Source organism: Gracilibacillus salinarum, from assembly GCF_022919575.1.
Taxonomy (GTDB): domain Bacteria; phylum Bacillota; class Bacilli; order Bacillales; family Amphibacillaceae; genus Gracilibacillus; species Gracilibacillus salinarum.
This window is the reverse complement of sequence record NZ_CP095071.1, coordinates 966,085-990,637: the sequence shown is the minus strand read 5'-3', so window position 1 is coordinate 990,637 and position 24,553 is coordinate 966,085. Positions and strand designations below refer to the sequence as shown.

Sequence of the window (24,553 nt, the reverse complement as noted above, 5' to 3'; positions counted from 1 at the left end):
ATATCTGTAACTAGATTGGTATTTAAATAAGTAGTATTGGAAAATTATTATTACAAACCAAATGTAACAATACAAAGTCACTTACTGCGCAGTATATTCATACTATGCAAGAAGCAGCCGAATATAGCACGAAACACGCTTTGATGCTATTTTGTGTTGTATTTGGTTTTTTAATTGATTCTTTGGATGTCTGTTATCTAAATACCGCAAGGATTAAATCTAGAGAAATTCATATCACTTCCTTCTTGTAAGAGCTTTCAAAATATAGTAAAGTTTAATTAGTTAACTTATACATATATTTAAGTTTTGTTTTTTAAAAGAGATTATTATAATAGTTAATTTATTGGAGGCGATAATTTAAATGAATAGATAATTACATAAAATAAAATTTGAAATGTAATCGCTTTATATATGTATGAGTTATTCATATTAGAGGAGGTTAGTGTATGAGAAAAATAGTAATGTTATTATTAATTTTTGTGTTGCTGGTGATTCCGGTACAGGCAGCTGAAGAAGAGGCACCTCCAAGTTATACCAATGCATCTGTTCACGATCCGTCTGTCATTTTTGCCAATAATCAATTTTATGTATTTGGCTCGCATCTTGCTGCAGCTAAAACACCAGATTTGATGAATTGGGAGTTGATAGAAGGCGATGGTGTTACACCTGCTAACTCGTTATTTAATGATGTAACAGTTGAATTAGAAGAGGCATTATCCTGGGCACAGTCGGACACATTATGGGCTCCTGATGTTATTAAACTAAAAAAAGACGGCAAGTATTACATGTATTATAATGCTTGTGAAGGTTCCTCCCCAAGGTCCGCGATGGGGATAGCTGTATCTGATAGTGTTGATGGCCCGTATGAAGATTTAGGTCTGATACTACGATCAGGCATGACAGAAGAAGAATCAGCTACAATTGATGGAACTCCTTATGATGATCAACATTATCCTGAAGTTTATGATGCTACTAAACAACCGAATGTAGTTGATCCTGATGTTTTTTATGATGAGGACGGAAAGCTATGGATGGTTTATGGGTCTTATTCTGGTGGTATTTTTATTCTTGAATTAGATCCGGAGACAGGTTTTCCTAAAGAGGGTCAAGGGTATGGTAAGAAATTACTTGGAGGAAATCATAGTCGAATCGAAGCGCCATATATAGTTTATAACGAACAGACTGACTATTACTACTTATATTTATCTTATGGTGGGCTTGCCTCGGACGGCGGCTACAATGTTCGCGTAGCACGTTCTGAAAATCCAGACGGTCCTTACACAGATATCCAGGGAAATCAGATGATTGATGTAAAAGGGCAAGAGGGAACATTTTATGACGATGAATCGATTGCACCTACAGGCACGAAATTAATTGGTAATCATTTATTTAAAAAGAATTTCGGAGAATCCGGTAACCCAACTGGATATAAGTCTCCTGGGCATAATTCCGTCTATGTAGATGAAGAAACCGGAGAGCAATATTTGATTTTTCATACACGCTTTCCTAGCAGAGGGGAAACGCATGAAATAAGAGTACATCAAATTTTTATGAATGAACAGGGCTGGCCTGTCGTTGCACCGTTCCGTTACAGTGAAGAATCGCTGGCGAGTGTGACAGAAGAGGAACTTGCAGGCAGTTATAAATTTATTAATTACTCATCCGAAATAGGTAATGTAATAGATGAGTCTGTTCCCATCGAATTAAATGAAGATCATTCCATTAGCGGTGATGTGAATGGTACATGGAATTTAGATGGTAGTAATATAACACTTACTGTAGAAAATAATTCCTATCAGGGTGTGGTGCTGAAACAATGGGATCCTGTTGCTCAGAAGGAGTCAATTACGTTCACGACAGTCGTTGGAAATGGATTAAGCGCTTGGGGTGCTAAGTCTGCTGTGAGTCAATTTTCTGATCAGGAGATTGTTGATATTGTAGCAGGGGATCTAACAATTGATAATGCTGACAATATCATGAAAGATCTCACGCTTCCAAAAGAAGGTGAACAAGGAGTCACAATTTCTTGGGAATCCTCTAATCAGGAAGTAGTGAATAATGATGGCGAAATTCAGCGACCTGCTTTTGGAGAAGCGCCTATAGCAGTTACATTAACTGCCCATTTGAAGAAAGGGGAAGCTAGCCAGGAAAAGGCATTTGAGTTAACCGTCCTGCCAGAAACATTTAAAGGGCTGGTGGCGCATTATAACTTTGAAGATAATTTAAGTGATAGTACCGGGAATGTTGAAGATGGAACGTTAACAGGTAATCGATTGAACAATACAGGTGGTACAATTGATTTTGTGGAAGGTCAATCCGGTAAAGCAGCCAAGTTTGATGGCGAATCAGGTGTTAAGCTGCCTGATGGTTTGATTAACAGTTATTCGTATTCCGTTGCGTTATGGTTAAAACCGAGTGACTTATCAGGGTATACGACCTCTTTCTTCGGTGCGTCAGCAAATAACAGCTGGGTTAGCCTTTTGCCGAACGGCTTTGGAGATGAAACGTTGTTATGGTCAGGTGAAGAGTGGTTTGATGGTTCAACGGGAATGCAAATACCACTTGATGAATGGAGTCATGTAGTTTTTACAGTCGATCAAGGTGCATTAACCATTTATATCAATGGTGAAAAAGTATCCGAAATGCCAAAGTTTCCTGATGTATTTACGAAACTGGATGCGGAATTTGGATTGGGAGTAAATTATTGGGACACACCATTTCAAGGTTTAATGGATGAAGTGTATATCTATAATAATCAGGTGCTTAGTCAAGATCAAGTAACAAATTATCTTGCAGAAGGTACTTTTGAATTGTCAACGAGTAATAACGGCGATGATGAAACAGAAGAAGAAGGAACAGATGAAGGTACTACCGAAGAAGAAAATGAAGAAGAAACAGTGACGGAGGACACTTCTCAGGATGAAGAGGAAGGACAAGACTCTAATAAAAATAATTCCACTGAAGAGGAAGCAGCTACTCCGACGGATGATGAGAAAGAACATAGTCTGCCAGATACAGCGACAGGAATGTACAGCTGGATGTTAGCGGGAATTGGTTTACTTTGTATCGGAGCAACTGCTTATCTTGTAACTAGACGAAAAAGAAATGAATCATAATGAAAAAAGGCTGGGACATGTTAGACGCGTGAATGCAACAACATGATTGAGCAATATAGTAGAAGGAAACTGCGCAGTAAAGAAAATTTGGTTAGGCTTCATTAACTTTATGCTTTGAGTCCATTTTGAAATAGCGTTTGTGCTTGGATACCGCTCCGTCCAACCACTCCGCGTCCTGCGGGGCACGGCTGGAGCTAGGCAACTACACGAATTACTTCACTGCTGCCTTGCACCGAGAAAGCCTACTTCGAAGCGTTACTAGTAGACGCAGGTGCAGACAAAGTGGATCTCCAGCACCTGCACAATCCCGCGGGAGTCTCCGTGGTTGGCCTACGCTGATGTATAGCTCCACAATTTATGCGAGAGCTAGGATATGAAGTACAATCTGCAAGACTTACACCTTAATTGATGAAATCCATTTCCTAGCACGACTGCTTTTTGTTGTTACATAAGTTGTAGCACTTCCCTCAAGCGTGGGAAATAGGCGGAGACTCCCATAGGACGGGGAGCCTATTTCCGGAGCTTTGCTTAGTATATTAAAAATGTCAAAATGATCCACTTGGAATAAAGAGTTCTCCTAATTATTTGATTCCTGCTTTGTCACTATCTGAATTAAAGTTACTTCGCAGTATATCCATACAGCGTAGGAAAAAAGCCGAATATAACATGAATCTTCTCTTTGAAAAGAATTCATATTATGTTCGGCTTTTCATTTATTATATATTGTTATTCCAGAGTCTTACTAGCTTTTCGTTATGCTAAGTAACTTCCAAGAACTTTCTTGACATATGCTTGTGTTTCAGCGAAAGGTGGGATTCCTTGATATTTATCAACATTTCCAGGGCCGGCATTGTAAGCAGCTAATGCAAGTGATTTGTTGCCATCATATCGATCCAGCATGTTCTTTAAATATTGCGTGCCGCCAAAAATATTTTCTGTTGGATTAAATGCATTTGTCACACCTAGACCGCTTGCAGTTCCAGGCATCAATTGCATTAACCCTTGCGCACCTGCCTGGCTGACAGCATCCGGATTATAATTTGATTCCGTTTGAACTACCGCATCAATTAATTTTGCATCGATATTAAAGGTAGCGGCAGCTTGTTCTATAATCGATTGTATGTCTTGGTTCGGTTGCTTAGTTGATATATTGTTTTCCACGTTGATTGCTAACATATCACGAATGGATTGACTTGTAGCAGTAGCATTTAAAAATTGTTCAGCTGGAATCTGGTTATTAGTCGTATAGGCTTGTACGGAATCATTCATAACAGATTGGAGGAGCTGCGAGAAATCGGATGAGGAAGAAGTACTATTACCTGTACCGGTTATCGTAGACATAGCCTGCATCTGTATGAGTGGATAGAATGATTGAACGTTCAATGATATAATCTCCCTTTTAGTAAGATATAACTACGTTCACTATACCTTTAATCATTAGAAAAAGCAATCGATTTTGTAAGAAGTAATGTGGGAATTGTAATGATCTAATGCTAAGCACTGCAGCAGGTGACTGTGACTAGCTTTGCTATGCAGAAAAACTATTTCAAAATGACCATATGGCAATACAGCTTAACTGCTTGACTGATTAGAAAAATTCGGCATTCGCCTCGTCCATTAGCGAGTGCCGTATTTTTTTCTTATTCTTGGTACATTTTAAAATTTCACTACGTCGAACTGCTTCTATGCTAAAATTTTATACTTCCTAACGTGCAAGCAAAAACGTCGCAGCTCTTCGTGAACTGCGACGTTTTCTTGTTATTTTTGACTAACTGCTTCTTCTAGAGCTTGCAGTACTTCTGTTTTTTCTTGTTCTTCTGCATGTTGCCAATATAATTCAAATAAAACACCAAGGCCAGGTAACATTTTTTCTTCGCCACTTTGGATGGCGTCGACGATTGTAGCTTCTAATTGGTTGGCATTATTTCCGGTTACATTGGAAATAATTGCTTTACGCAAATTCAAATCCATCTTTTTCACCCCATTTTCTCTCATTATTTCATTTTAGTTTGACCTGAATGTGTCATAATATGTATGATAGAAGCAATTAAAGAAGAGGAATGAAGTAGACATGTTAACATCTGTGAAAAATGAAAAAGTAAAAAGCTGGCGCAAACTAAAAAAGAAAAAAGAGCGAGATATGGAAGGAAAATTCCTCATAGAAGGGTATCATTTAATCGAGGAAGCGATTAAAAGCGATTGGAAAATAGAAGAGATTATTTATCAAACAGGATCCGATATAGAAACGGATTGGAAACAATGTACGCTGCATGAAGTGACAGACAATGTCATGATGGCGATAACGGAGACAAAGAATCCACAGGGTGTATTGGCTGTCGTTCACAAGAAAGAAATAAATAGTGCTAAGATATCCCGAGCATTGCTTATTGACAGAGTTCAGGATCCGGGAAATGTCGGAACAATGATTCGCACAGCGGATGCAGCAGGGTTTGATGCAGTCATTCTAGGAGACGGGACCGTTGATTTGTACAATGATAAGGTAATTCGTGCTACGCAAGGCTCCCTTTTTCATATGGATATTTATCAAGCGAATTTGAAAGACAGCATCGATCAACTACAGCAACAAGGTGTAACGGTTTGGTCTACCGGCTTAAGCAATGCTGCATATTATCATGATTTAGCCATCCCTGATAAGGTAGCTATTATTGTTGGAAATGAGGGAGATGGTGTTTCTCCGGAAATAATGGAACAAGCCGATCAAAATGTAAAGATCCCGATTTATGGCAAGGCGGAATCATTAAATGTCAGTATTGCTGCAGCAGTGCTTATGTATGCTACCGTAAAAAAAGCTTAAATTTTTTAAAGAAAAAAGAACAAGGACTTGCATCCCGCTGCAAGCTTGCTTATACTATATTAAGTAAAAACAATTATAAAAAGCGACGAAAGAGTCAGTAGATATGTCATGAATCGTTTATAGGGAGGAAGCACCGTGGACTGGAAGTGTTTCTGGCGAGTACATATTGAATATTCACTCTGGAGCTGACACTTGGACCTTGCTTCGAGCAAGTAAAGGTGTTCCGGGAAAACCGTTATCTGATTACTGAGGTGGATATAGCTTGATTTGCTGTATCAACAAGGGTGGTACCGCGATACATACAGTCTCGTCCCTTTTATAGGGATGGGGCTTTTTTTATTTGTTTTTGAAATTAAAAAGGAGGTTCCAAATATGAAAGAACAATTGCAAGCCTTGGAACAAGAAGCATTAAAGAAAGTAGATGAAGCAACATCACTGCAAGCATTGCAAGATGTGCGTGTTGCGTATTTAGGTAAAAAAGGTCCCATTACAGAAGTATTAAGAGGCATGGGGAAGTTATCAAAAGAAGAGAGACCTGTCATTGGTGAATTAGCCAATACGGTTCGTGGCAATATTGCAAATGCATTAGATGAAAAGAAAACAGCAATGGAAGCGGAAGAGTTAGAAAAACAACTAGCAGAAGAAACCATTGATGTGTCATTGCCAGGGCGTCCTGTACCAACTGGTGGCAAGCATTTGTTAACGAGTATAGTCGAAGAAATTGAAGACCTTTTTATCGGTATGGGATTTGAAGTTCGTGAAGGTCCTGAAGTAGAAACAGATTACTACAATTTCGAAGCACTAAACTTACCGAAAGGTCACCCAGCACGAGATATGCAGGACTCTTTCTATATTACTGAAGATATCTTACTGCGTACGCATACATCACCAGTGCAGGCACGAACGATGAATATGATTAAAGGTGAACGTCCGGTTAAGATGATTTGTCCTGGTAAAGTGTACCGTCGTGATACGGATGACGCAACGCATTCTCACCAATTCACCCAAATAGAAGGATTGTATGTGGATCGTAATGTGCGTATGAGCGATTTGAAAGGGGTATTAGACCGCTTTGCTAAACAAATGTTTGGAGAAGATCGTCAAATCCGTTTACGCCCTAGTTTCTTCCCTTTCACAGAGCCATCGGTTGAAATGGACATTTCCTGTAAGGTTTGTAATGGGGATGGGTGCAGTGTTTGTAAACAAACAGGATGGATTGAAATTCTAGGAGCTGGTATGGTACATCCTCGTGTATTAGAAATGGCTGGTTATGATCCAAAAGAGTATAGCGGATTTGCCTTCGGTATGGGACCAGAACGAATTGCTATGCTGAAATATGGTGTCGATGATATACGTCATTTCTATACGAACGACATTCGATTCTTGAAACAGTACCATCAAGCATAAGGAGGACGAGAAAGCATGTTAGTATCATTAAATTGGTTAAAAAATTATGTCGATATAGATCAGTTAAGCTATGAAGATTTAGCAGAACGCATTACGAAGTCAGGGATTGAAGTAGAAGGATTAGAAAATTTCGCGACACCAGCAAATAATGTAGTGGTCGGCTATGTGGAAAGCTGTGAACAACATTCCAACGCAGATAAATTGAATGTATGCCAAGTGAACGTAGGTGACGAAACATTACAAATTATTTGTGGTGCACCGAATATTAGAGCTGGCCAAAAAGTAGCTGTAGCTAAACCAGGTGCTGTTCTGCCTGGAAACTTCAAAATCAAAAAAGCTAAATTACGTGGTATTGAATCTAATGGAATGATCTGCTCCATGCAAGAGCTTGGGGTAGAGGAAAAATATGTACCGAAAGAGTTCACTACTGGTATTTTCGTTTTTCCAGAGGATGCAGAAGTTGGTACAGATGTAACGTCATTGCTGAATTTAGATGATGTTATTATGGAATTAGGATTAACTCCGAACCGATCTGATGCCTTAAGCATGCTGGGGGTTGCTTATGAAGTTGCAGCTATCTTGGATGTGCCGATCCGGTTGCCACATACGAATTATCATACAGTTGAGGACAATGTGTCAGATGCTGTAACAGTAAAAGTGGAAGCAATTGAAGAGAACCCTTATTATGGAGCGTTTGTTGCAAAAGATATAAAAGTCGGGCCGTCCCCTCTATGGATGCGAAATTGTTTGATGGCAGCGGGAATCAGACCGATTAACAATGTGGTAGATATTACAAATTATGTTTTATTAGAATACGGACAGCCACTTCACGCTTTTGATTATGATAAATTCGGATCCAACGAAGTAGTCGTAAGAATGGCAAAAGAAGGGGAAAAATTTGTTACATTAGATGATCAGGAACGCACATTAACGAATGAACATCTTGTGATCACGAATGGAGAAGTACCTGTAGCATTAGCGGGTGTTATGGGTGGAGCTGACTCCGAAGTATCGGAAGAAACGACGACCGTGTTACTAGAAGCAGCTTACTTTGCAGGCCCAACTGTTCGCCAAGCATCGAAAGATTTTGATTTAAGAAGTGAAGCAAGTACGCGCTTTGAAAAAGGCGTTGACCCGAACCGCGTTCGTCTTGCTGGTGAGCGTGCCTGTCAGCTACTAGAAAAGTATGCAGGTGCTCAAATTTTGACTGGTATCGCAGCTTATGATGCATTGGATTATACAGAAAAAACAGTTACGATCTGGACTTCTGTTATTAATGATCGTCTTGGTACAGCTATTTCTGATGAAGACATTGCCGATATCTTGCGTAAGCTTCACTTTAAATATGAACAAGATGGTGAGACATTCACTGTTTACGCACCAACTCGACGTCAGGATATTGTTATTTTCGAAGATATGCTCGAAGAAGTCGCACGGATTTATGGTTATGATAATCTGCCGTTTACATTACCAGCTGGAGAACAAGCTGGCGGTTTAACCGAATACCAAGCGTTAAAACGTCACATTAAACGCTTTTTGGAAGGAGCAGGTTTATCAGAAACCGTTACGTATTCCTTGACTAGTGGAGCAAGAGCAACAGAATTAGTAAGTCCAGAAGTGACAGAAGAAATGGTCTCTCCTGTATCATTGTCCATGCCGATGAGTGAGGAACACAGTACACTTCGTCTCAGTATTTTACCAGAGATGCTAGCATCTGTTTCCTATAATGTAGCACGAAAGCAATCAAACGTTGCCTATTATGAGTTGGGAAGTATTTTCCTTTCTAAAGAAGAGCAAGTGACGACACAACCAAAGGAGAAATTACGATTAGCAGGTGCGTTAACAGGTGAGTGGACATTGCAGCCATGGCAACAAGAGAAAAAGACAGTTGATTTCTTCGTTGTCAAAGGTATTTTAGAGGCGTTATTTGCGTCATTAAATACAGATGTGACCTTCACACAGGCGAAGTTGGAAGGTATGCATCCAGGGCGCACAGCACAGCTGTTCCTAGGTGACCGTTCTGTCGGCTTTGCTGGTCAGTTACATCCACAGTTGCAAAAAGATTATGACCTCAAAGAAACGTTTGTTTTCGATGTCGACATGGATTATATTTTGGCAAGCTACCAAAATGAACCAAGCTTTGCTAAGATTCCACGTTTCCCAAGCGTAACGAGAGATATTGCACTTGTAGTGGATCAGGAAGTTGCAGCAGGTGCAGTAGAAGCCACGATTGCCCAGGCAGGTGGTACACTGGTTCAGCATATTCAAGTATTCGATGTTTACCAGGGCGAACACTTGCCAGAGGGTAAGAAATCGATCGCTTTCAGTCTGTTCTATCAGGATCCAGAACGTACGTTAACAGATGACGAAGTAGAAGCATCGTATCAGGCAATCTTAGACGCAGTAGCAACGAAACATCAGGCAGAATTAAGAGGATAAACAAAAAGGCTGCAACTTTTGATAAAGTATGCAGCCTTTTTCTCTTTTTTATCAGTAAAGAAAGCATAAAAAGTGCAGTCACAGCAGTAGTCATATTGAACATGAAGCTGAGTTCCTATAATAAGGGTTATGTAAACTAGCCATCGCTAGCCAAGTATCCATATTGAAATATTTAATGTACTGGGATGCCGCTTCGGCCAACCACTCCGCTTCCTGCAGGAGTCTCCGTGGTTGACCTCTGCTAAGGTAGGTGCTCTACAACTTTTGGAATTGATTGTTAGCATATTGAGTGAACCATAAATATCAGCTTTTGAATAACGTAATGCTAGGAACCACTGCTCTTTGCTGTTCCAATCGTTGTAGCACTTCCCTTAAGCGTAGGAAATAGGCGGAGACTCCCGTGGGATCAGCACGAGCTGAAGATCCACTTCATTTGTGCCTGTCTCTGCAAGTAACGCTTTGAAGTGAGCTTCCTCGGCACAAGGCAGCAAAGAAGTAGTTCAAGTAGTAGCCTAGCTGAAGCCGTGCCACACAGGACGCGGAGCCTATTTCCGGAGCTTTGCTAAGTACATATTGTATATCAAAATCACCACATTGATATACAACTCCACTTTACATAATCCATATTATGGGTTGCTGAATATAATTTTGTTAGTTAGCACCGGGTGAACAAACCCAATTTTTCTTATAAGAAAGGAAAGCCTAATTGACTTCTAAAGGCATTTGACAAAATCATTTCATTTATGTGGTTGGTGTTAATCTATCTTTTTGCGTATTTCAATGCTTTATCTGTGTTGGCGAAGTGCATTTTTGCCAGGGAAGATAAATGTGCCAAGCCATGCTTTTTTATCAAATAGGCAGCTGTTTCGTCCACTTTACTTGAAGCTCCCTTAGGAATGGTTACGCCGGCTTGTGATGACAGTTTATCCATCTCTTTGACAAATTTGGCCCTTGCGATAATGGAGGCTGCAGCCACAGCAGTCGAATAACTTTCTGCTTTCGTCATGAAGTAGGTCTGCTTTTCTAATTTTATGCCTTCCTGCTTAATATGTTTGATATAGGAAGACGGCTGGCAAAACTGATCGATAAGAATGCCCGCATCTGGAGCTGCTTCCATTTTCTTTAGCAGTTTTTGAATCGCGTGCTGATGAAGCATAGCTTTCATCTTTCCTTGATTCCAGCTTTTCTTTTGCAGTTGATTGTACTTGTCATTATGTAATGTCATTAACGTGTAAGGAATTTTCTCTTTTACGAGCTCCTTTGCTAGCACACGGATACGATCATCTGTTAGTGTTTTGGAATCGGTGATACCTAAGGATTTCAGTAATCCGATTTTTTCTTCAGGTACATAGACAGCACTTACCGTGATCGGACCGAAATAATCTCCTGTGCCCGCTTCATCTGTGCCTATATGGGCAGAGCGGAATAAAGTATCCGGCGGCATATAATCATGTTCGTTAACAGAACCTTGACCACGAGAGGATCCCTTTGTATTTGTCGCGAGTTTTTGCCATTTATTCGATTCGGTAACAGCTTGCTGTCCCTGAAACATGACTTTACCAGAATGATAGGCAGTAATCGTGACATTATTAAATTTAGCTAAGAAAAGACTATTCGCCGGAACTTTGGTAATATAATCTACGTAATAATCTTTTAGCTTGGGTAAATCTTTTTTAGTAATCTGTAAAACAATAGTTGACACTAGCATTCGTCCTTTCTTATTTTCTATAATAAGTATAACAGGAATGGTTTTATCAGAATAGTTTTCTAATTGAATGCTTCATGTTAATATTAATTTTAAGGTTATTTGTCTAGAAGGGGGAATCATGGTGTCCCAACCAGAAAAAGCACGGACCACCGTTGATATATATGGTAGATCCTACAACATAGTAGGAAATGAAAAAAATGAACAAGTACGCATAGTCGCTAGTCTAGTCGATGAAAAAATGCGTGAAATACATGAGGTTAATAAATCTTTGGACACTACTAATTTAGCAGTATTAACAGCGGTTAATACCATGAATGATTACATAAAGTTAAAAGAAGAATTTGATGTGTTACAAAAATTACTAGAGGAGAAAGAGGAATAGCATTATCATGGTGAATTTAATATTGATTGTTTTATTTATTATTGGAGTACTTGTTGGAATGAGGAGAGGATTTATCCTGCAAGTTCTTCATTTAACTGGATTTATTGTTGCTTTTATTGTAGCAGCTACTTATTATGATGATTTGGCGTCCAATCTTGAGTTATGGATTCCATATCCGGAAATTATGTCGGATTCGTCATGGGCTGTTTTCTTGGAAACTGTCCCTTTAGAAACGGCTTATTATAATGCTATTGCATTTGGTGCTCTATTTTTTGTGAGCAAAATTATTCTGCAAATCATCGCAACCATGCTTGATTTTGTTGCTGATTTACCGTTCTTGCGTTTGATTAACAGCTGGTTAGGTGCGGTATTAGGATTTATTGAAGTTTATTTGCTTATTTTTGTTGCACTATATATATTAGCATTGGCTCCTGTGTCACATATTCAGACAATGATTGATCATTCAGGCATTGCCACTTCGATTATTGAACATACACCAGTATTATCAGAGAAATTGACGAGTTATTGGTTTGAAAGTGATCCATTTCATAAGGAGTAGTACATATGCCCTTGCAACGACAGACAGCAAGGGTATTTATCTGTAAAGTGAGGGGAATAATCATGACCGTGAACAAAAAAGACGTCATAAAATTATTAGAAAAAATTGCTACTTACCTTGAATTAAAAGGAGAAAATCCTTTTAAAATTTCCGCTTATCGAAAAGCAGCATCAGCATTAGAACGTGACGATCGCTCATTAGCAGAAATCGATGATTTTACGAAACTGCAAGGAGTGGGTAAAGGAACAGCTAGTGTTATCACAGAATTTGTGACAAATGGTGAATCTGACACGTTACAACAATTAGAAAAAGCTGTGCCTGCAGGACTGATTCCGCTTTTAAACCTGCAAGGATTAGGTGGAAAGAAGCTCGCTAAGCTCTATCATGAGCTGAACGTAATTGATGAGCAGACGTTAAGAAAAGCTTGTGAGAACGGAGAAATCCAAGTACTAAAAGGATTCGGTAAAAAAACGGAAGAAAAAATAATGGAAGCATTGAATAATATTGGTGTACGTCCTGAGCGGTTACCAGTATCTGGTGTAACAAGTGTTGCAGAGCAAATCGAACAATTCTTAGCTTCTATTACAGAAATTTCACGCTTTTCCATTGCTGGAAGTATGAGGCGCTCACGTGAAACAGTAAAGGATCTTGATTTTATTATTGCGACAGATAGTCCAGAAAAGGTTCGGGAGCAATTACTAGCCTTCGAATCTCGAATTGACACGATTGCAGCTGGCGAAACAAAAGTGTCCATAGTAGTAGAAGGACGTTATGATATTAGTGTTGATTTTCGCTTGGTTACCAATCAGGAATTCGCGACGACATTGCATCATTTTACCGGATCAAAGGATCACAATGTATTAATGCGGCAATTAGCGAAAGCACAAGGTAAGAAAATTAGCGAATATGGAGTAGAAGATGTGGAATCAGGAGAAACAGAAACATTCGATTCCGAACAAGCATTTTACCAAAGTTTTGGTTTGCATTATATTCCACCTGAAATTCGGGAGGGAAAAGACGAACTTGATTTAGCGAAGTCCGAGATTGAACTGGTAGATCTCGAATCGGTTCGTGGAGATTTACACATGCATACGACATGGAGTGATGGCGCGCAATCGATTGAAGAGATGGTAAATCGTGCCCAAGAAAAAGGATATGATTATATCGCTATTACCGATCATTCGAAGTTTTTACGAGTAGCGAACGGGTTAAATGAAGAACGATTGCGACTGCAACGGAAAGAAATCGAACAGGTGCAAGCTAGACATTCAGATATCCATCTCTTTGCAGGCATTGAAATGGATATTCTCCCAGATGGGAAATTGGATTTCGAAGATGATATGCTGCAAGAGCTTGATTTCGTTATTGCTTCCATACATTCTAGCTTTCAACAATCACAGGAAAAGATTCATCAACGATTGCTTCAAGCGTTGCACAACCCACATGTCGATATGATCGCCCACCCTACAGGCCGTTTAATCGGAAGAAGGGATGGATATGCGGTAGACGTGGAATGGTTGATAAATGAAGCAAAAGATACGAACACGATCCTTGAGTTGAATGCTAATCCAAATCGATTGGATCTCGCTGCGAAATGGGTTGAGCTTGCTCAGGAAAAAGGCGTGAAAATTGCAATTAATACCGATGCGCACAGCTTTCAGATGCTTGAAGATATGAAGACTGGTGTAGGTACGGCAAGACGAGGTAAATTAAGAAAAGAAACAGTCGTAAATACTTGGACAGCAGAGCAATTACGTGAATGGCTAGAGACTAAATAAAATCTGCTGTTATAATAAGGAATAGCAGCTTTTACAAATTATTCTTCAGAAATCAGAAGAAATATATCCGAACTACATGAAGCAAATGCATAACACAAATTAATGGAGGATCATGTTAATGAATAAACGAATTCTTAGAATATTAGAATTTCATAAATTGCTTGAGCAGCTATCGGAATTAGCAGCGTCTTCCTTAGGGAAGGAGAAAGTGCGCAAGCTGCATCCTGCTACAGAACTTGATCAGGTAGTTAGATGGCAGGATGAGACCGATGAAGCCTATCATGTTATTCGCTTGAAAGGTCATGTTCCATTAGGTGGAATTGTTGACATCAAACCGAGTGTTAAACGTGCGGTAATTGGCGGTATTCTATCCACTAATGAATGTCTCGATGTGGCAAGCACTATCTATGGAGGTAAACAGCTTAAGCATTTTATCGATCATTTAGAAGATGTGGACATTCCGATTTTACAGGAATTATCGGAGCAAATTGTGCCATTAAATGAACTCGAACGTGAAATAAAAAGCTGTATCGATGAACATGGGCACATGATGGACGGTGCGTCGGATAAATTGCGCGGCTTACGTTCTAAAATCAGAACCAATGAGAATAAGGTGCGGGATCGGTTAGATAATTTTACAAAGACAAAGGCAAAAATGTTATCTGATGCGATTATCACAATTCGAAATGACCGTTACGTATTACCAGTTAAACAGGAGTACCGCTCTGCCATCGGCGGCATCGTTCACGATCAGTCTGCTTCTGGACAGACACTGTTTATGGAGCCGCAATCTGTTGTTGAAATAAATAATGAACTGCAAGCGGCTCGTGTGGAAGAGAAAAGAGAGATTGAACGGATTTTGAAAGATTTATCGATCCGAATTGCTGAAGATGAAAGTTTTCTGATGACAAATGTAGAAGCTTTAGCAGCTATTGATTTCATCGTAGCACGGGCAAAATTAAGTCATCAGATGAAAGCAAGTCGTCCAACGATGAATGATCAAGGTGTAATCAAAATGAAGCAGGCTCGTCATCCATTGCTTGACGCTAGTGAAGTGGTGGCCAATGACGTTGCACTTGGTGAGGATTATACGGCAATAGTTATTACAGGACCGAATACAGGTGGTAAAACTGTCACCTTAAAAATGGTAGGGATTTGTACACTGATGGCACAATCGGGCTTGCAGGTTCCTGCACAGGACGGATGTGAAATGGCAGTGTTCTCGGACGTTTTCGCCGATATTGGAGACGAACAATCGATTGAGCAGAGTCTGAGTACCTTCTCCTCTCACATGACAAATATTGTGGATATCCTGGCACAGTTTGATCGCCGTTCGCTAATCCTGTTTGACGAATTAGGGGCAGGGACTGATCCGCAGGAAGGGGCAGCCCTTGCGATGTCAATTCTGGACCATGTCATTGAACGGAAGGCAAATGTCATTGCAACGACTCATTATCCGGAATTAAAAGCATATGGATATAATCGTGAAGGTGTTATTAATGCCTCTGTTGAGTTTGATGTACAGACATTGAAGCCGACATACCGATTGTTAATCGGTGTGCCAGGACGGAGTAATGCCTTCGAGATTTCGAAAAGACTTGGATTATCTGAGGGTGTTATTGAAGAGGCGAAAGGTCATATTGGTACCGATTCGAAGAGTGTCGAGAACATGATTGCATCGTTGGAAGATTCCAGAAGAAAAGCCGAAACAGATTACGACGATGCTCATGAATTATTAGAAGAAGCCGTTCAGCTCAAACAAGAATTAGAAAAGAAATGGCAGCAATTTGAGCAAGAACGCGAATCTCTATACAAAAAAGCAGAAGAAAAAGCAGAGAAAGCTGTGACAAAAGCAAGAGAGGAAGCAGAATTCATTGTATCCGAAATTCGCAACATGCAGTCTGCAGCTGAAATCAAAGAACATGAATGGATCGAAGCTAGAAAATTGCTGGATGAAGCCCAGCCAGAATTAACGAAGAAACAGAAAAAACAAGAACCTGTCTTCGATGAAGCAAAAGCCAAAACGCTCCAGCCAGGCGATGAAGTCCGTCTGTTATCGTTAGATCAGAAAGGTTCTATTATTGAACAGACAGGTAAAAACGAATTTCAAGTTCAAGTCGGCATCATGAAGATGAAAGCAAAAAGAAAAGATTTGCTGTTCATCAAACGGGATGAACCAGTAATGGAAAAACCTTTAGCTACTGTTCGGGGTTCCCAGTATCACGTAAAGCCAGAATTAGATCTTCGTGGCGAACGTTATGAAGATGCTCTTAATCAATTAGAGAAATACATCGATGACGCCCTGTTAGCAGGATACAGCAAAGTATCCATTATTCACGGGAAGGGTACAGGAGCACTAAGAAAAGGTGTGCAGACTTTTGCCCGCAAACATTCCAAAATCGCCAATTCCAGAGATGGTGATATGGGTGAAGGTGGTCTAGGTGTTACGGTTCTAGAATTGAGATAGGAGGAGACTGGAATATGAACTTTTGGGAGAATGTGTTTGTGGAGACTGCAGCCAGATACAGTGTCGCGATTTTATGTTTGATTGTGTTTCTTGTTGTATTTGAGCTTGTAACGTCCTACAAAAATTGGGATGAAATTAAAAAAGGTAATTTAAGTGTTGCGATGGCTACTGGTGGGAAGATCTTCGGGATAGCGAATATTTTCCGCTACTCCATTGAGCATAATGATACCATTCTGCAGAGTATTGCCTGGGGTGGCTTCGGATTTTTACTATTATTATTCGGCTATTTTATTTTCGAATTTTTGACCCCAACGTATAAAATCGACCAGGAAATCGCCAATGATAACCGTGCAGTTGGTTTCATATCACTTGTCATTTCCGTTGGTTTATCTTATGTGATCGGTTCAAGCATCCAGTAAGGGAGTGGACTTGTGAAGACTTTAGCTTATGTATTACTCGTTATTGCGATCCTGTTTATGGCGGTTGGTATCTATTACGTAACCTCGGTATAGTTTTGACTGGCTGTCATATGATAGCATTAAGCAAAGTATTAGAATGATTTTTTTGTCAATGTTATACTTGTTAGGAACTTGGAATAATAAAGGAGGAATTATAAATGGCAATCGTAGCAGCTAATGATGGAACTTTTAGTAATGAAACTAGTGAGGGATTAGTGTTAGCAGACTTTTGGGCTACTTGGTGTGGACCTTGTAAAATGATCGCACCAGTGCTAGAAGAAATAGATGGAGAAATGAGCGATACGGTTAAAATCGTAAAACTGGACGTGGATGAAAACCAAGAAACAGCTGGTAAATACGGAGTAATGAGTATCCCTACACTTCTTCTTTTCAAAGACGGTGAAGTAGTTGAGCAAGTTGTAGGCTACCAGCCGAAAGAAGCACTTGTTGAAATTATCAACAAACATGCATAAGGAATGGTCGAATCCCTTGTTATAGCAGTTGCTGTAATGAGGGATTCTTTTCGGAGAGAAGATGGTAGTCGGGAGGTGAGAAATTGGAGGAGAATATAAGAGAAAAGTTAGCTGTGTTGCCAACGCAGCCGGGATGTTACTTAATGAAGGATAAGCATGGCACGGTAATTTATGTCGGGAAGTCCAAATTGCTTCGAAATCGGGTTCGTTCTTATTTTATAGGTGCCAATGATCAAAAAACACAACGACTTGTTCGTGAAATAAAAGACTTTGAATATATCGTGACAAGTTCCGAAATAGAAGCATTGATACTGGAAATGAACTTGATTAAGAAATACGATCCGAAGTATAACGTATTATTGAAAGACGATAAGTCCTATCCTTTCTTGAAAATAACGAACGAAAGGCATCCACGCCTTATTATTACGAGAAAAGTGAAAAAGGATAAAGGAAAATACTTCGGTCCATATCCCAATGTTCTTGCAGCAAGAGAAACCAAGAAATTGCTGGACAGATTATATCCATTACGTAAATGTAATAATCCGAAAGGCCGCCACTGTCTCTATTATCACATGCATCAATGTCTGGCATGTGCTGATGATCCACCATCGAAAGAAGATTATCAAAAAATCACACAGGAAATCGTCAGCTTCCTAAATGGTGGGCATAAGGCAATCAAAAATGATTTACAGGAAAAAATGCTGGCAGCGTCCGAAGACTTAAATTTTGAGCGGGCCAAAGAATTTCGTGATATGATTCAGCATATTGAATCAGTGATGGAACAGCAGAAAATGACGATGAATGACCAGGTTAATCGTGACGTATTCCATTACAGTTATGATAAAGGCTGGATGTGTGTACAAGTCTTTTTTATTCGCCAAGGGAAGTTAATCGAAAGGGACATTTCGATTTTTCCGTTTTTTGATGAAGCACAGGAAACGTTTATCAGCTTTATTGGTAGTTTCTATTTGCACCATCATCATCCGAAACCGAAACAGATCCTTGTGCCGCTTGCAACTGATACAGAGCTGTTAAAAGAGTTACTGGAAGTCGACGTTCACATCCCTATGCGGGGGAGAAAGAAAGAATTAGTAGAACTCGCAGGAAAGAATGCAGAAATAGCCCTGCAGGAGAAATTCAGTTTAATTGAACGGAACGAAGAACGTACAATACGAGCGGTGGAAAGTCTGGGTGAGAAACTTCACATTGAAACACCTCATCGGATCGAAGCCTTTGATAATTCCAACATTCAAGGGACAGATCCAGTTTCAGCAATGGTTGTTTTTGTAGATGGCAAGCCTGCTAAGAAAGAATATCGAAAATACAAAATAAAAAGTGTGGAAGGTCCGGATGATTACGAAACGATGCGAGAGGTTATCAGAAGAAGGTATACAAGAATATTAAAAGAGGACGCACCGCTTCCGGATTTAATTCTTGTCGATGGGTCGAAAGGACAGATGTCAGCAGCTATAGATGTATTGGAAAATGAGCTCGGTCTTGATATTCCACTATGTGGTCTGGCGAAAGATGATAAACATAGGACGAGCGAACTGTTATATGGAAATCCGCCAGAGATCGTAGCATTAGACCGCCGTTCACAGGAATTTTATTTTATTCAACGTATTCAAGATGAAGTGCACCGCTTTGCGATTACTTTTCACAGGCAGCTAAGAGGTAAAAGTGCGTTTCACTCGAAATTAGATGAAATTGAAGGAGTGGGGGCACAACGGAAAAAAACGCTCCTTACACATTTTAAGTCAATCAAAGAAATTGAACAGGCCACCATTGAGGAGATAACAAAGCTGGGAATTCCGAAACCGATAGCAGAGCGGATTCTGCAACAATTAAGTACAACGAATTAAAGCTCCTTAGGAATAAGGAGCTTTAGTTATGTAATACGTGAAAAAGTACGTGGTCTTTTTTCAATTCTGCTAACCCTTCACAGCTTTTATTTGTCTGTTGAAAAATAGTTTCCGCGAGAAAGCCTGCTTCCAAATGAAAGTCGATATCTTTAATCGTTTCTAATCGCGCTTTTACCAGTTCGCCATCGAGCTGATAAATAAAACCGCGACGTTTCTCCTGGATCAGTCGTATTTCTCCCCAGCCAGCGTGCTGAAAAAATTCCTGGATTTCGTCATATGTAGCACATTCAGCCTGACGAGCAAAGTTTTTTCCCATTACATACAGGATCAGATTAGAATCCTGTCCTAATACCTCTGGTAATCCAATATAACGTAACAAATCATAACCACTGCTGGTAGATTGTAAGTTTGCAAGTATAGTTGCTAAGCTTGTCTTATTCTGTGTCACAAATTGTTCCCCTCTCTAACCTACATCAAAACGATACTGTTTGTATTCATTATCTCTTTTTTTTATGCATTCTGCAATCGTTCGAAAGTAACTTTCTCTAAAATTCTCCAGATAATCGACAAATTTTTGAATAAAAAGAATTCGTTTTCTTGACGCTTTTTCATGATAGAAGTACAATGAATGTGGTACCAATATACGAATTTCTTTGGATGGGAGCTCTCGTAAAATCGGGATGAAACGAAAGATAGAATCTCCGTACGAGATGTAAAGCGCTTCACTGCAGAAGTGTTTAGAAGAGTCGTATGTTGTAATTGAGATAAATGACAGAGGGGGGTACAAAAGGTGGAGAATAGGGAATTCTTTTATCGCAGGTTACATTCGCTATTAGGGGTTGTGCCGATCGGTATATTTTTAATGCAGCATTTAGTTGTGAACCATTTTGCTGTATATGGTGAGGAAAACTTTAATCAAGCAGCACATTTTATGGAATCATTACCATTCCGCTATGCACTGGAGATCTTTGTTATCTTCTTGCCGATCTTGTTTCATGCCGTACTAGGTGTGTACATCGTATTTGTAGCTAAGAACAATGTCAGACGTTATGGCTTTTTCCGTAACTGGATGTTTTACTTGCAACGAATCACAGGTATTGTCACATTAGTGTTTATTGTGTGGCACGTTTGGGAAACAAGAATTCAGATTGGAATGGGAACGAAGGAACTCGATTTTAGTCTAATGGAAGACATCGTAGCTAATCCTGGAATGTTATGGTTCTACATTATTAGTATTATTTCAACTACATTCCATTTCGCGAATGGTTTATGGAGCTTTTTAGTCAGCTGGGGTATTACAGTATCACCTCGCTCACAGAAGATAGCTACATACGTAACATTACTTATTTTCTTAGCAATATCATATGTCGGAGTTAGTGCTATTCTAGCATTCGTTTAATTAAGAAGCAGGAAAGTAGAGGGAGTGAGTTTACATGAGTGATCGCAATATTGTTATTGTTGGTGGTGGTCTAGCGGGGTTAATGGCCACAATAAAAGCAGCAGAAGCAGGCGTACACGTTGATCTGTTATCAATTGTACCTGTAAAAAGGTCTCACTCTGTTTGTGCACAAGGTGGAATTAATGGTGCCGTAAATACCAAAGGGGAAGGGGATTCTCCTTGGGAACACTTTGATGATACCGTGTATGGTGGGGATTTCTTAGCAAATCAGCCACCGGTAAAAGCAATGTGTGAAGCAGCACCAGGAATTATTCATATGTTGGATCGTATGGGTGTTATGTTTAACCGTACACCTGAAGGTTTATTAGATTTTCGTAGATTCGGTGGTACACAGCATCACCGTACAGCATATGCCGGTGCGACAACAGGACAGCAATTGTTGTACGCTTTAGATGAGCAGGTACGTCGTTATGAGGTACAAGGCTTAGTTACAAAATATGAAGGCTGGGAATTCATCTCAGCTATTATAGATGATGAAGGTGTAGGCCGTGGTATTATTGGTCAAAACATCAAATCACATGAATTAAAAGCATTCAAAGCAGATGCAACAATCTTTGCATCTGGCGGACCTGGAATTATCTTTGGTAAATCTACCAACTCTGTTATTAATACTGGTTCAGCAGCTGCGGGACTCTACTTGCAAGGTGCTATTTATGCCAATGGTGAATTTATTCAAATTCACCCGACAGCGATTCCAGGTGATGACAAACTTCGCCTTATGAGTGAATCTGCTCGTGGTGAAGGTGGCCGTGTCTGGACATATAAGGATGGGGAACCTTGGTACTTCCTTGAGGAGAAATATCCAGCATACGGAAATCTTGTTCCGCGTGACATCGCAACTCGAGAAATTTTCGATGTATGTGTCAATCAAAAACTAGGTATTAACGGGGAAAACATGGTTTACCTGGATTTGTCTCATAAAGATCCGAAAGAGCTCGATGTTAAGCTTGGTGGAATTATTGAAATCTATGAGAAATTCGTTGGGGAAGACCCACGAAAAGTACCAATGAAGATTTTCCCTGCGGTACATTATTCAATGGGCGGTCTATGGGTTGATTACGATCAGATGACCAATATCCCAGGAATCTTTGCTGCTGGTGAATGTGATTATACACAGCACGGTGGTAACCGTCTTGGTGCCAACTCCTTATTATCATCTATTTACGGTGGAATGGTAGCAGGACCTAATGCCATTAAATATATGGACGGTCTTGAGAAAACGATTGAGGATGTATCTACCGAAGTTTTTGATCGTCACTTACAAGAAGAAGAAGCAAAGTTTGAAGAATTATTGAACATGCGCGGCGAAGAAAATGCCTACCAGATTCATAAAGAACTAGGGGAATGGATGACGGATAATGTAACCGTTGTTCGTGACAACGCCAAACTATTAAAGACAGATGAAAAAATCCAGGAATTACTGGAACGTTGGGAAAACATCAATATGGATGATACATCTCGCTGGAATAACTCTGGTGTGATGTTCACTAGACAATTGAAGCATATGCTTCATTTAGCTCGAGTGATTACACAAGGTGCTTATAATCGTAATGAAAGTCGTGGTGCACACTACAAGCCAGAATTTCCAGATCGTAACGATGAGGAATGGCTAAAAACGACCAAGGCATCCTTTGATACAGCTACCAGCAATCCTAAGTTTGAATATGAGGCCGTAGATGTATCATTAATTGAACCAAGAAAACGTGACTACAGTAAGAAAAAATAAAGGGGGTAGAGAGAAATGGCAGAAGAGAAAATGACTCTAATCGTCACTCGTCAAGACAGTCCGGATTCTCCTCCCTATGAGGAGACTTTCAAAGTCAACTATCGTAAGAACATGAATATCATTTCTGCATTAATGGAAACACAACAACATCCAGTTAATGCAGACGGTAAGAATGTTGCACCAGTACAGTGGGAATCAAACTGTCTGGAGGAAGTTTGTGGTGCGTGTTCCATGGTGATTAACGGAACCCCGCGTCAGGCTTGTTCCACGTTAGTCGATCAGCTCGAACAGCCGATTCGTGTCGCACCGATGAGTACGTTCCCGGTTGTGCGTGATTTAGTAGTTGATCGCAGTCGCATGTTCGATTCCTTGAAAAAGGTGAAAGCATGGATTCCAATCGATGGTACACATGATTTAGGCCCTGGGCCAAGAATGCCTGAGAAAAAACGTCAGTGGGCATACGAATTATCAAAATGTATGACTTGTGGTGTTTGTTTAGAAGCTTGTCCGAATGTAAACAGCAATTCCGATTTTATCGGACCAGCGCCGCTATCACAAGTACGTCTATTTAATTCCCATCCAACAGGTGAATTGAATAAAAGCGAACGTTTAGAAGCATTAATGGAGGATGGCGGTATTTCCGGTTGTGGTAACTCACAAAACTGCGTACAAGTTTGTCCAAAAGGTATACCTTTAACAACTTCTATTGCAGCTCTTAACCGTGATACCAATATCCAATCATTTAAGAACTTCTTCGGAAGCGACAACGCATATTAATCAAGAAAACCCTTTTCCACATATGCTGGAGAAGGGTTTTTGTTTTATATGCTAAGAAAACAAATTCTTCTGCAAAGCCGTATTATAGGTAGTTGCATATATTCTTACAATAGTTACAACCAGGTGGTTATGCTAGGCTATTTGTATCTAATGACTGCGATGGAAAAATATCACACTTTTTACTGTTTTCCGAAATGCAGCTTTCCGTTACTTGCAGGAATCTTCATTTTTAAAATAAAATCATAAAATATCGGGAATTAGACGTTTGTAGAGCACACCTTCCCATCTGATTACATATTATAATTTTGACTAAGTAATTACCCTCTTATTTTCAACGCCCTAAAGTTAGCAAGGAGGGGTTCACATTTGAAAGAAAATGACTACAAGCCGAAGCAATTACTAACGAAACGGGAAAGAGAAGTATTTGAACTGCTAGTACAAGACAAAACAACAAAAGAAATAGCTGAGGAATTATTTATCTCGCAAAAAACTGTTCGTAATCACATCTCGAATGCAATGCAGAAGCTGGGTGTTAAGGGGCGCTCACAAGCTGTAGTGGAATTGTTGCGAATGGGCGAGTTAGAGCTCTAGATGAAAACCAGTTATTCTATAGAGGAATAACTGGTTTTTCTGTATCATATTTTTTGCTAAGCAAGAATCTATCTAATGCTGTAATATTGTATTTCCATTTGGTGATTATGACATTTTTACTGTGCTTAGCAAAGCTTCGGAAATATGCTCCACGTCCTGTGGGCACGGCTTCAGCTAGGTTACTACTTGAAAATGCTTCTTTGCTGCCTTGTGCCGAGGAAGCTCACTTCGAAGCAATCTTTGCAGACACAGGCACAAATGAAGTGGATCTTCAGCTCGCGCTGAGGCATGAGGAGTCTCCGCCTATTTCCTACGCTTAAGGAAGTGCTACAACGCATGGAACAGCTAAAAGCCGTGGTGCTAGGCATTATAATACGTATTTAAGATGAGATATAGACATTAAAGGACACCGCTCAACATGCTAGTTGTATTATTAGTTGTAGAGGCAAAACCATAGCGTAGGCCAACCACGGAGACTCCCGTGGGACGTGCAGGTGCTGAAGATCCACTTTGTGAAGCGTTCTTCTTTACAAAGT

19 protein-coding genes and 1 other annotated feature are annotated in these 24,553 nt (G+C 39.9%); of the genes, 15 read left to right on the top strand and 4 right to left on the bottom strand.

All coding sequences use genetic code 11. From position 1 onward, the window contains the following. Positions 1–446 precede the first annotated feature (446 nt). Positions 447–3,116 (top strand): family 43 glycosylhydrolase, encoded by a 2,670-nt coding sequence (locus MUN87_RS22355; RefSeq protein WP_305037439.1) that lies wholly within the window; start codon positions 447–449, stop codon positions 3,114–3,116. 753 nt (positions 3,117–3,869) lie between these two features. Here the strand turns inward: MUN87_RS22355 and MUN87_RS22270 are convergent. Further along, positions 3,870–4,499, bottom strand: a complete 630-nt coding sequence (locus MUN87_RS22270; protein ID WP_255840637.1) for a lytic transglycosylase domain-containing protein — start codon at positions 4,497–4,499, stop codon at positions 3,870–3,872. Between the two features lie 375 nt (positions 4,500–4,874). Continuing rightward, positions 4,875–5,087: a small acid-soluble spore protein SspI gene (gene sspI, locus MUN87_RS04925; RefSeq protein ID WP_244746563.1), complete on the bottom strand. Its 213-nt coding sequence runs from the start codon at positions 5,085–5,087 to the stop codon at positions 4,875–4,877. 100 nt (positions 5,088–5,187) lie between these two features. On the opposite strand from sspI, the gene MUN87_RS04920 reads away from it, so the two are divergent. The 3 genes from MUN87_RS04920 (at position 5,188) to pheT (ending at position 9,777) form a co-directional block, all read left to right on the top strand. Then, entirely contained in the window at positions 5,188–5,931 is a 744-nt protein-coding gene (locus tag MUN87_RS04920) for a TrmH family RNA methyltransferase (RefSeq protein WP_244746562.1), read from the top strand. Between the two features lie 76 nt (positions 5,932–6,007). Next, positions 6,008–6,249: a binding site (T-box leader), on the top strand. 54 nt (positions 6,250–6,303) lie between these two features. Then, entirely contained in the window at positions 6,304–7,338 is a 1,035-nt protein-coding gene (gene pheS, locus MUN87_RS04915; RefSeq protein WP_244746561.1) for a phenylalanine--tRNA ligase subunit alpha, read from the top strand. Positions 7,339–7,353: 15 nt separating this feature from the next. Then, the gene (gene pheT, locus MUN87_RS04910; protein WP_244746560.1) at positions 7,354–9,777 is read left to right on the top strand and encodes a phenylalanine--tRNA ligase subunit beta; all 2,424 of its coding nucleotides are present in this window, start codon (positions 7,354–7,356) and stop codon (positions 9,775–9,777) included. Positions 9,778–10,537: 760 nt separating this feature from the next. On the opposite strand, the gene rnhC is transcribed toward pheT, so the two are convergent. Continuing rightward, on the bottom strand, positions 10,538–11,485 hold the full coding sequence (gene rnhC, locus MUN87_RS04905) for a ribonuclease HIII (RefSeq protein WP_369414002.1): 948 nt from the start codon (positions 11,483–11,485) through the stop codon (positions 10,538–10,540). Between the two features lie 121 nt (positions 11,486–11,606). On the opposite strand from rnhC, the gene zapA reads away from it, so the two are divergent. The 7 genes from zapA to uvrC all read left to right on the top strand — a co-directional run bounded on the left by zapA (position 11,607) and on the right by uvrC (position 19,464). Next, a complete protein-coding gene (zapA, locus tag MUN87_RS04900) occupies positions 11,607–11,867 on the top strand; it encodes a cell division protein ZapA (protein ID WP_244747883.1) in 261 nt (86 codons plus the stop codon). Positions 11,868–11,874: 7 nt separating this feature from the next. Next, a complete protein-coding gene (locus MUN87_RS04895; RefSeq protein WP_244746558.1) occupies positions 11,875–12,426 on the top strand; it encodes a CvpA family protein in 552 nt (183 codons plus the stop codon). 62 nt (positions 12,427–12,488) lie between these two features. Beyond that, on the top strand, positions 12,489–14,204 hold the full coding sequence (gene polX, locus MUN87_RS04890) for a DNA polymerase/3'-5' exonuclease PolX (RefSeq protein ID WP_244746557.1): 1,716 nt from the start codon (positions 12,489–12,491) through the stop codon (positions 14,202–14,204). A gap of 118 nt (positions 14,205–14,322) precedes the next feature. After that, on the top strand, positions 14,323–16,671 hold the full coding sequence (locus MUN87_RS04885) for an endonuclease MutS2 (RefSeq protein ID WP_244746556.1): 2,349 nt from the start codon (positions 14,323–14,325) through the stop codon (positions 16,669–16,671). Positions 16,672–16,685: 14 nt separating this feature from the next. Further along, positions 16,686–17,090, top strand: coding sequence for a DUF350 domain-containing protein (locus MUN87_RS04880; protein ID WP_244746555.1), 405 nt, complete (start codon positions 16,686–16,688; stop codon positions 17,088–17,090). Between the two features lie 197 nt (positions 17,091–17,287). After that, positions 17,288–17,602: a thioredoxin gene (trxA, locus tag MUN87_RS04875; RefSeq protein WP_244716118.1), complete on the top strand. Its 315-nt coding sequence runs from the start codon at positions 17,288–17,290 to the stop codon at positions 17,600–17,602. Between the two features lie 143 nt (positions 17,603–17,745). Further along, entirely contained in the window at positions 17,746–19,464 is a 1,719-nt protein-coding gene (uvrC, locus tag MUN87_RS04870; RefSeq protein WP_439649658.1) for an excinuclease ABC subunit UvrC, read from the top strand. 22 nt (positions 19,465–19,486) lie between these two features. On the opposite strand, the gene MUN87_RS04865 is transcribed toward uvrC, so the two are convergent. Beyond that, complete coding sequence (locus MUN87_RS04865; RefSeq protein WP_244746553.1) at positions 19,487–19,912, bottom strand: DUF2507 domain-containing protein; 426 nt, start codon at positions 19,910–19,912, stop codon at positions 19,487–19,489. Between the two features lie 342 nt (positions 19,913–20,254). Here MUN87_RS04865 and MUN87_RS04860 point away from each other — a divergent pair, with 342 nt between their 5' ends. The 4 genes from MUN87_RS04860 (at position 20,255) to MUN87_RS04845 (ending at position 24,017) form a co-directional block, all read left to right on the top strand. Next, a complete protein-coding gene (locus tag MUN87_RS04860) occupies positions 20,255–20,863 on the top strand; it encodes a succinate dehydrogenase cytochrome b558 subunit (protein WP_244746552.1) in 609 nt (202 codons plus the stop codon). Between the two features lie 34 nt (positions 20,864–20,897). After that, positions 20,898–22,649 (top strand): succinate dehydrogenase flavoprotein subunit, encoded by a 1,752-nt coding sequence (gene sdhA / locus MUN87_RS04855; RefSeq protein WP_244746551.1) that lies wholly within the window; start codon positions 20,898–20,900, stop codon positions 22,647–22,649. A gap of 15 nt (positions 22,650–22,664) precedes the next feature. Continuing rightward, positions 22,665–23,426 (top strand): succinate dehydrogenase iron-sulfur subunit, encoded by a 762-nt coding sequence (sdhB, locus tag MUN87_RS04850; protein WP_244746550.1) that lies wholly within the window; start codon positions 22,665–22,667, stop codon positions 23,424–23,426. A gap of 366 nt (positions 23,427–23,792) precedes the next feature. Beyond that, positions 23,793–24,017, top strand: coding sequence for a helix-turn-helix domain-containing protein (locus MUN87_RS04845; protein ID WP_244746549.1), 225 nt, complete (start codon positions 23,793–23,795; stop codon positions 24,015–24,017). Positions 24,018–24,553 lie beyond the last annotated feature (536 nt).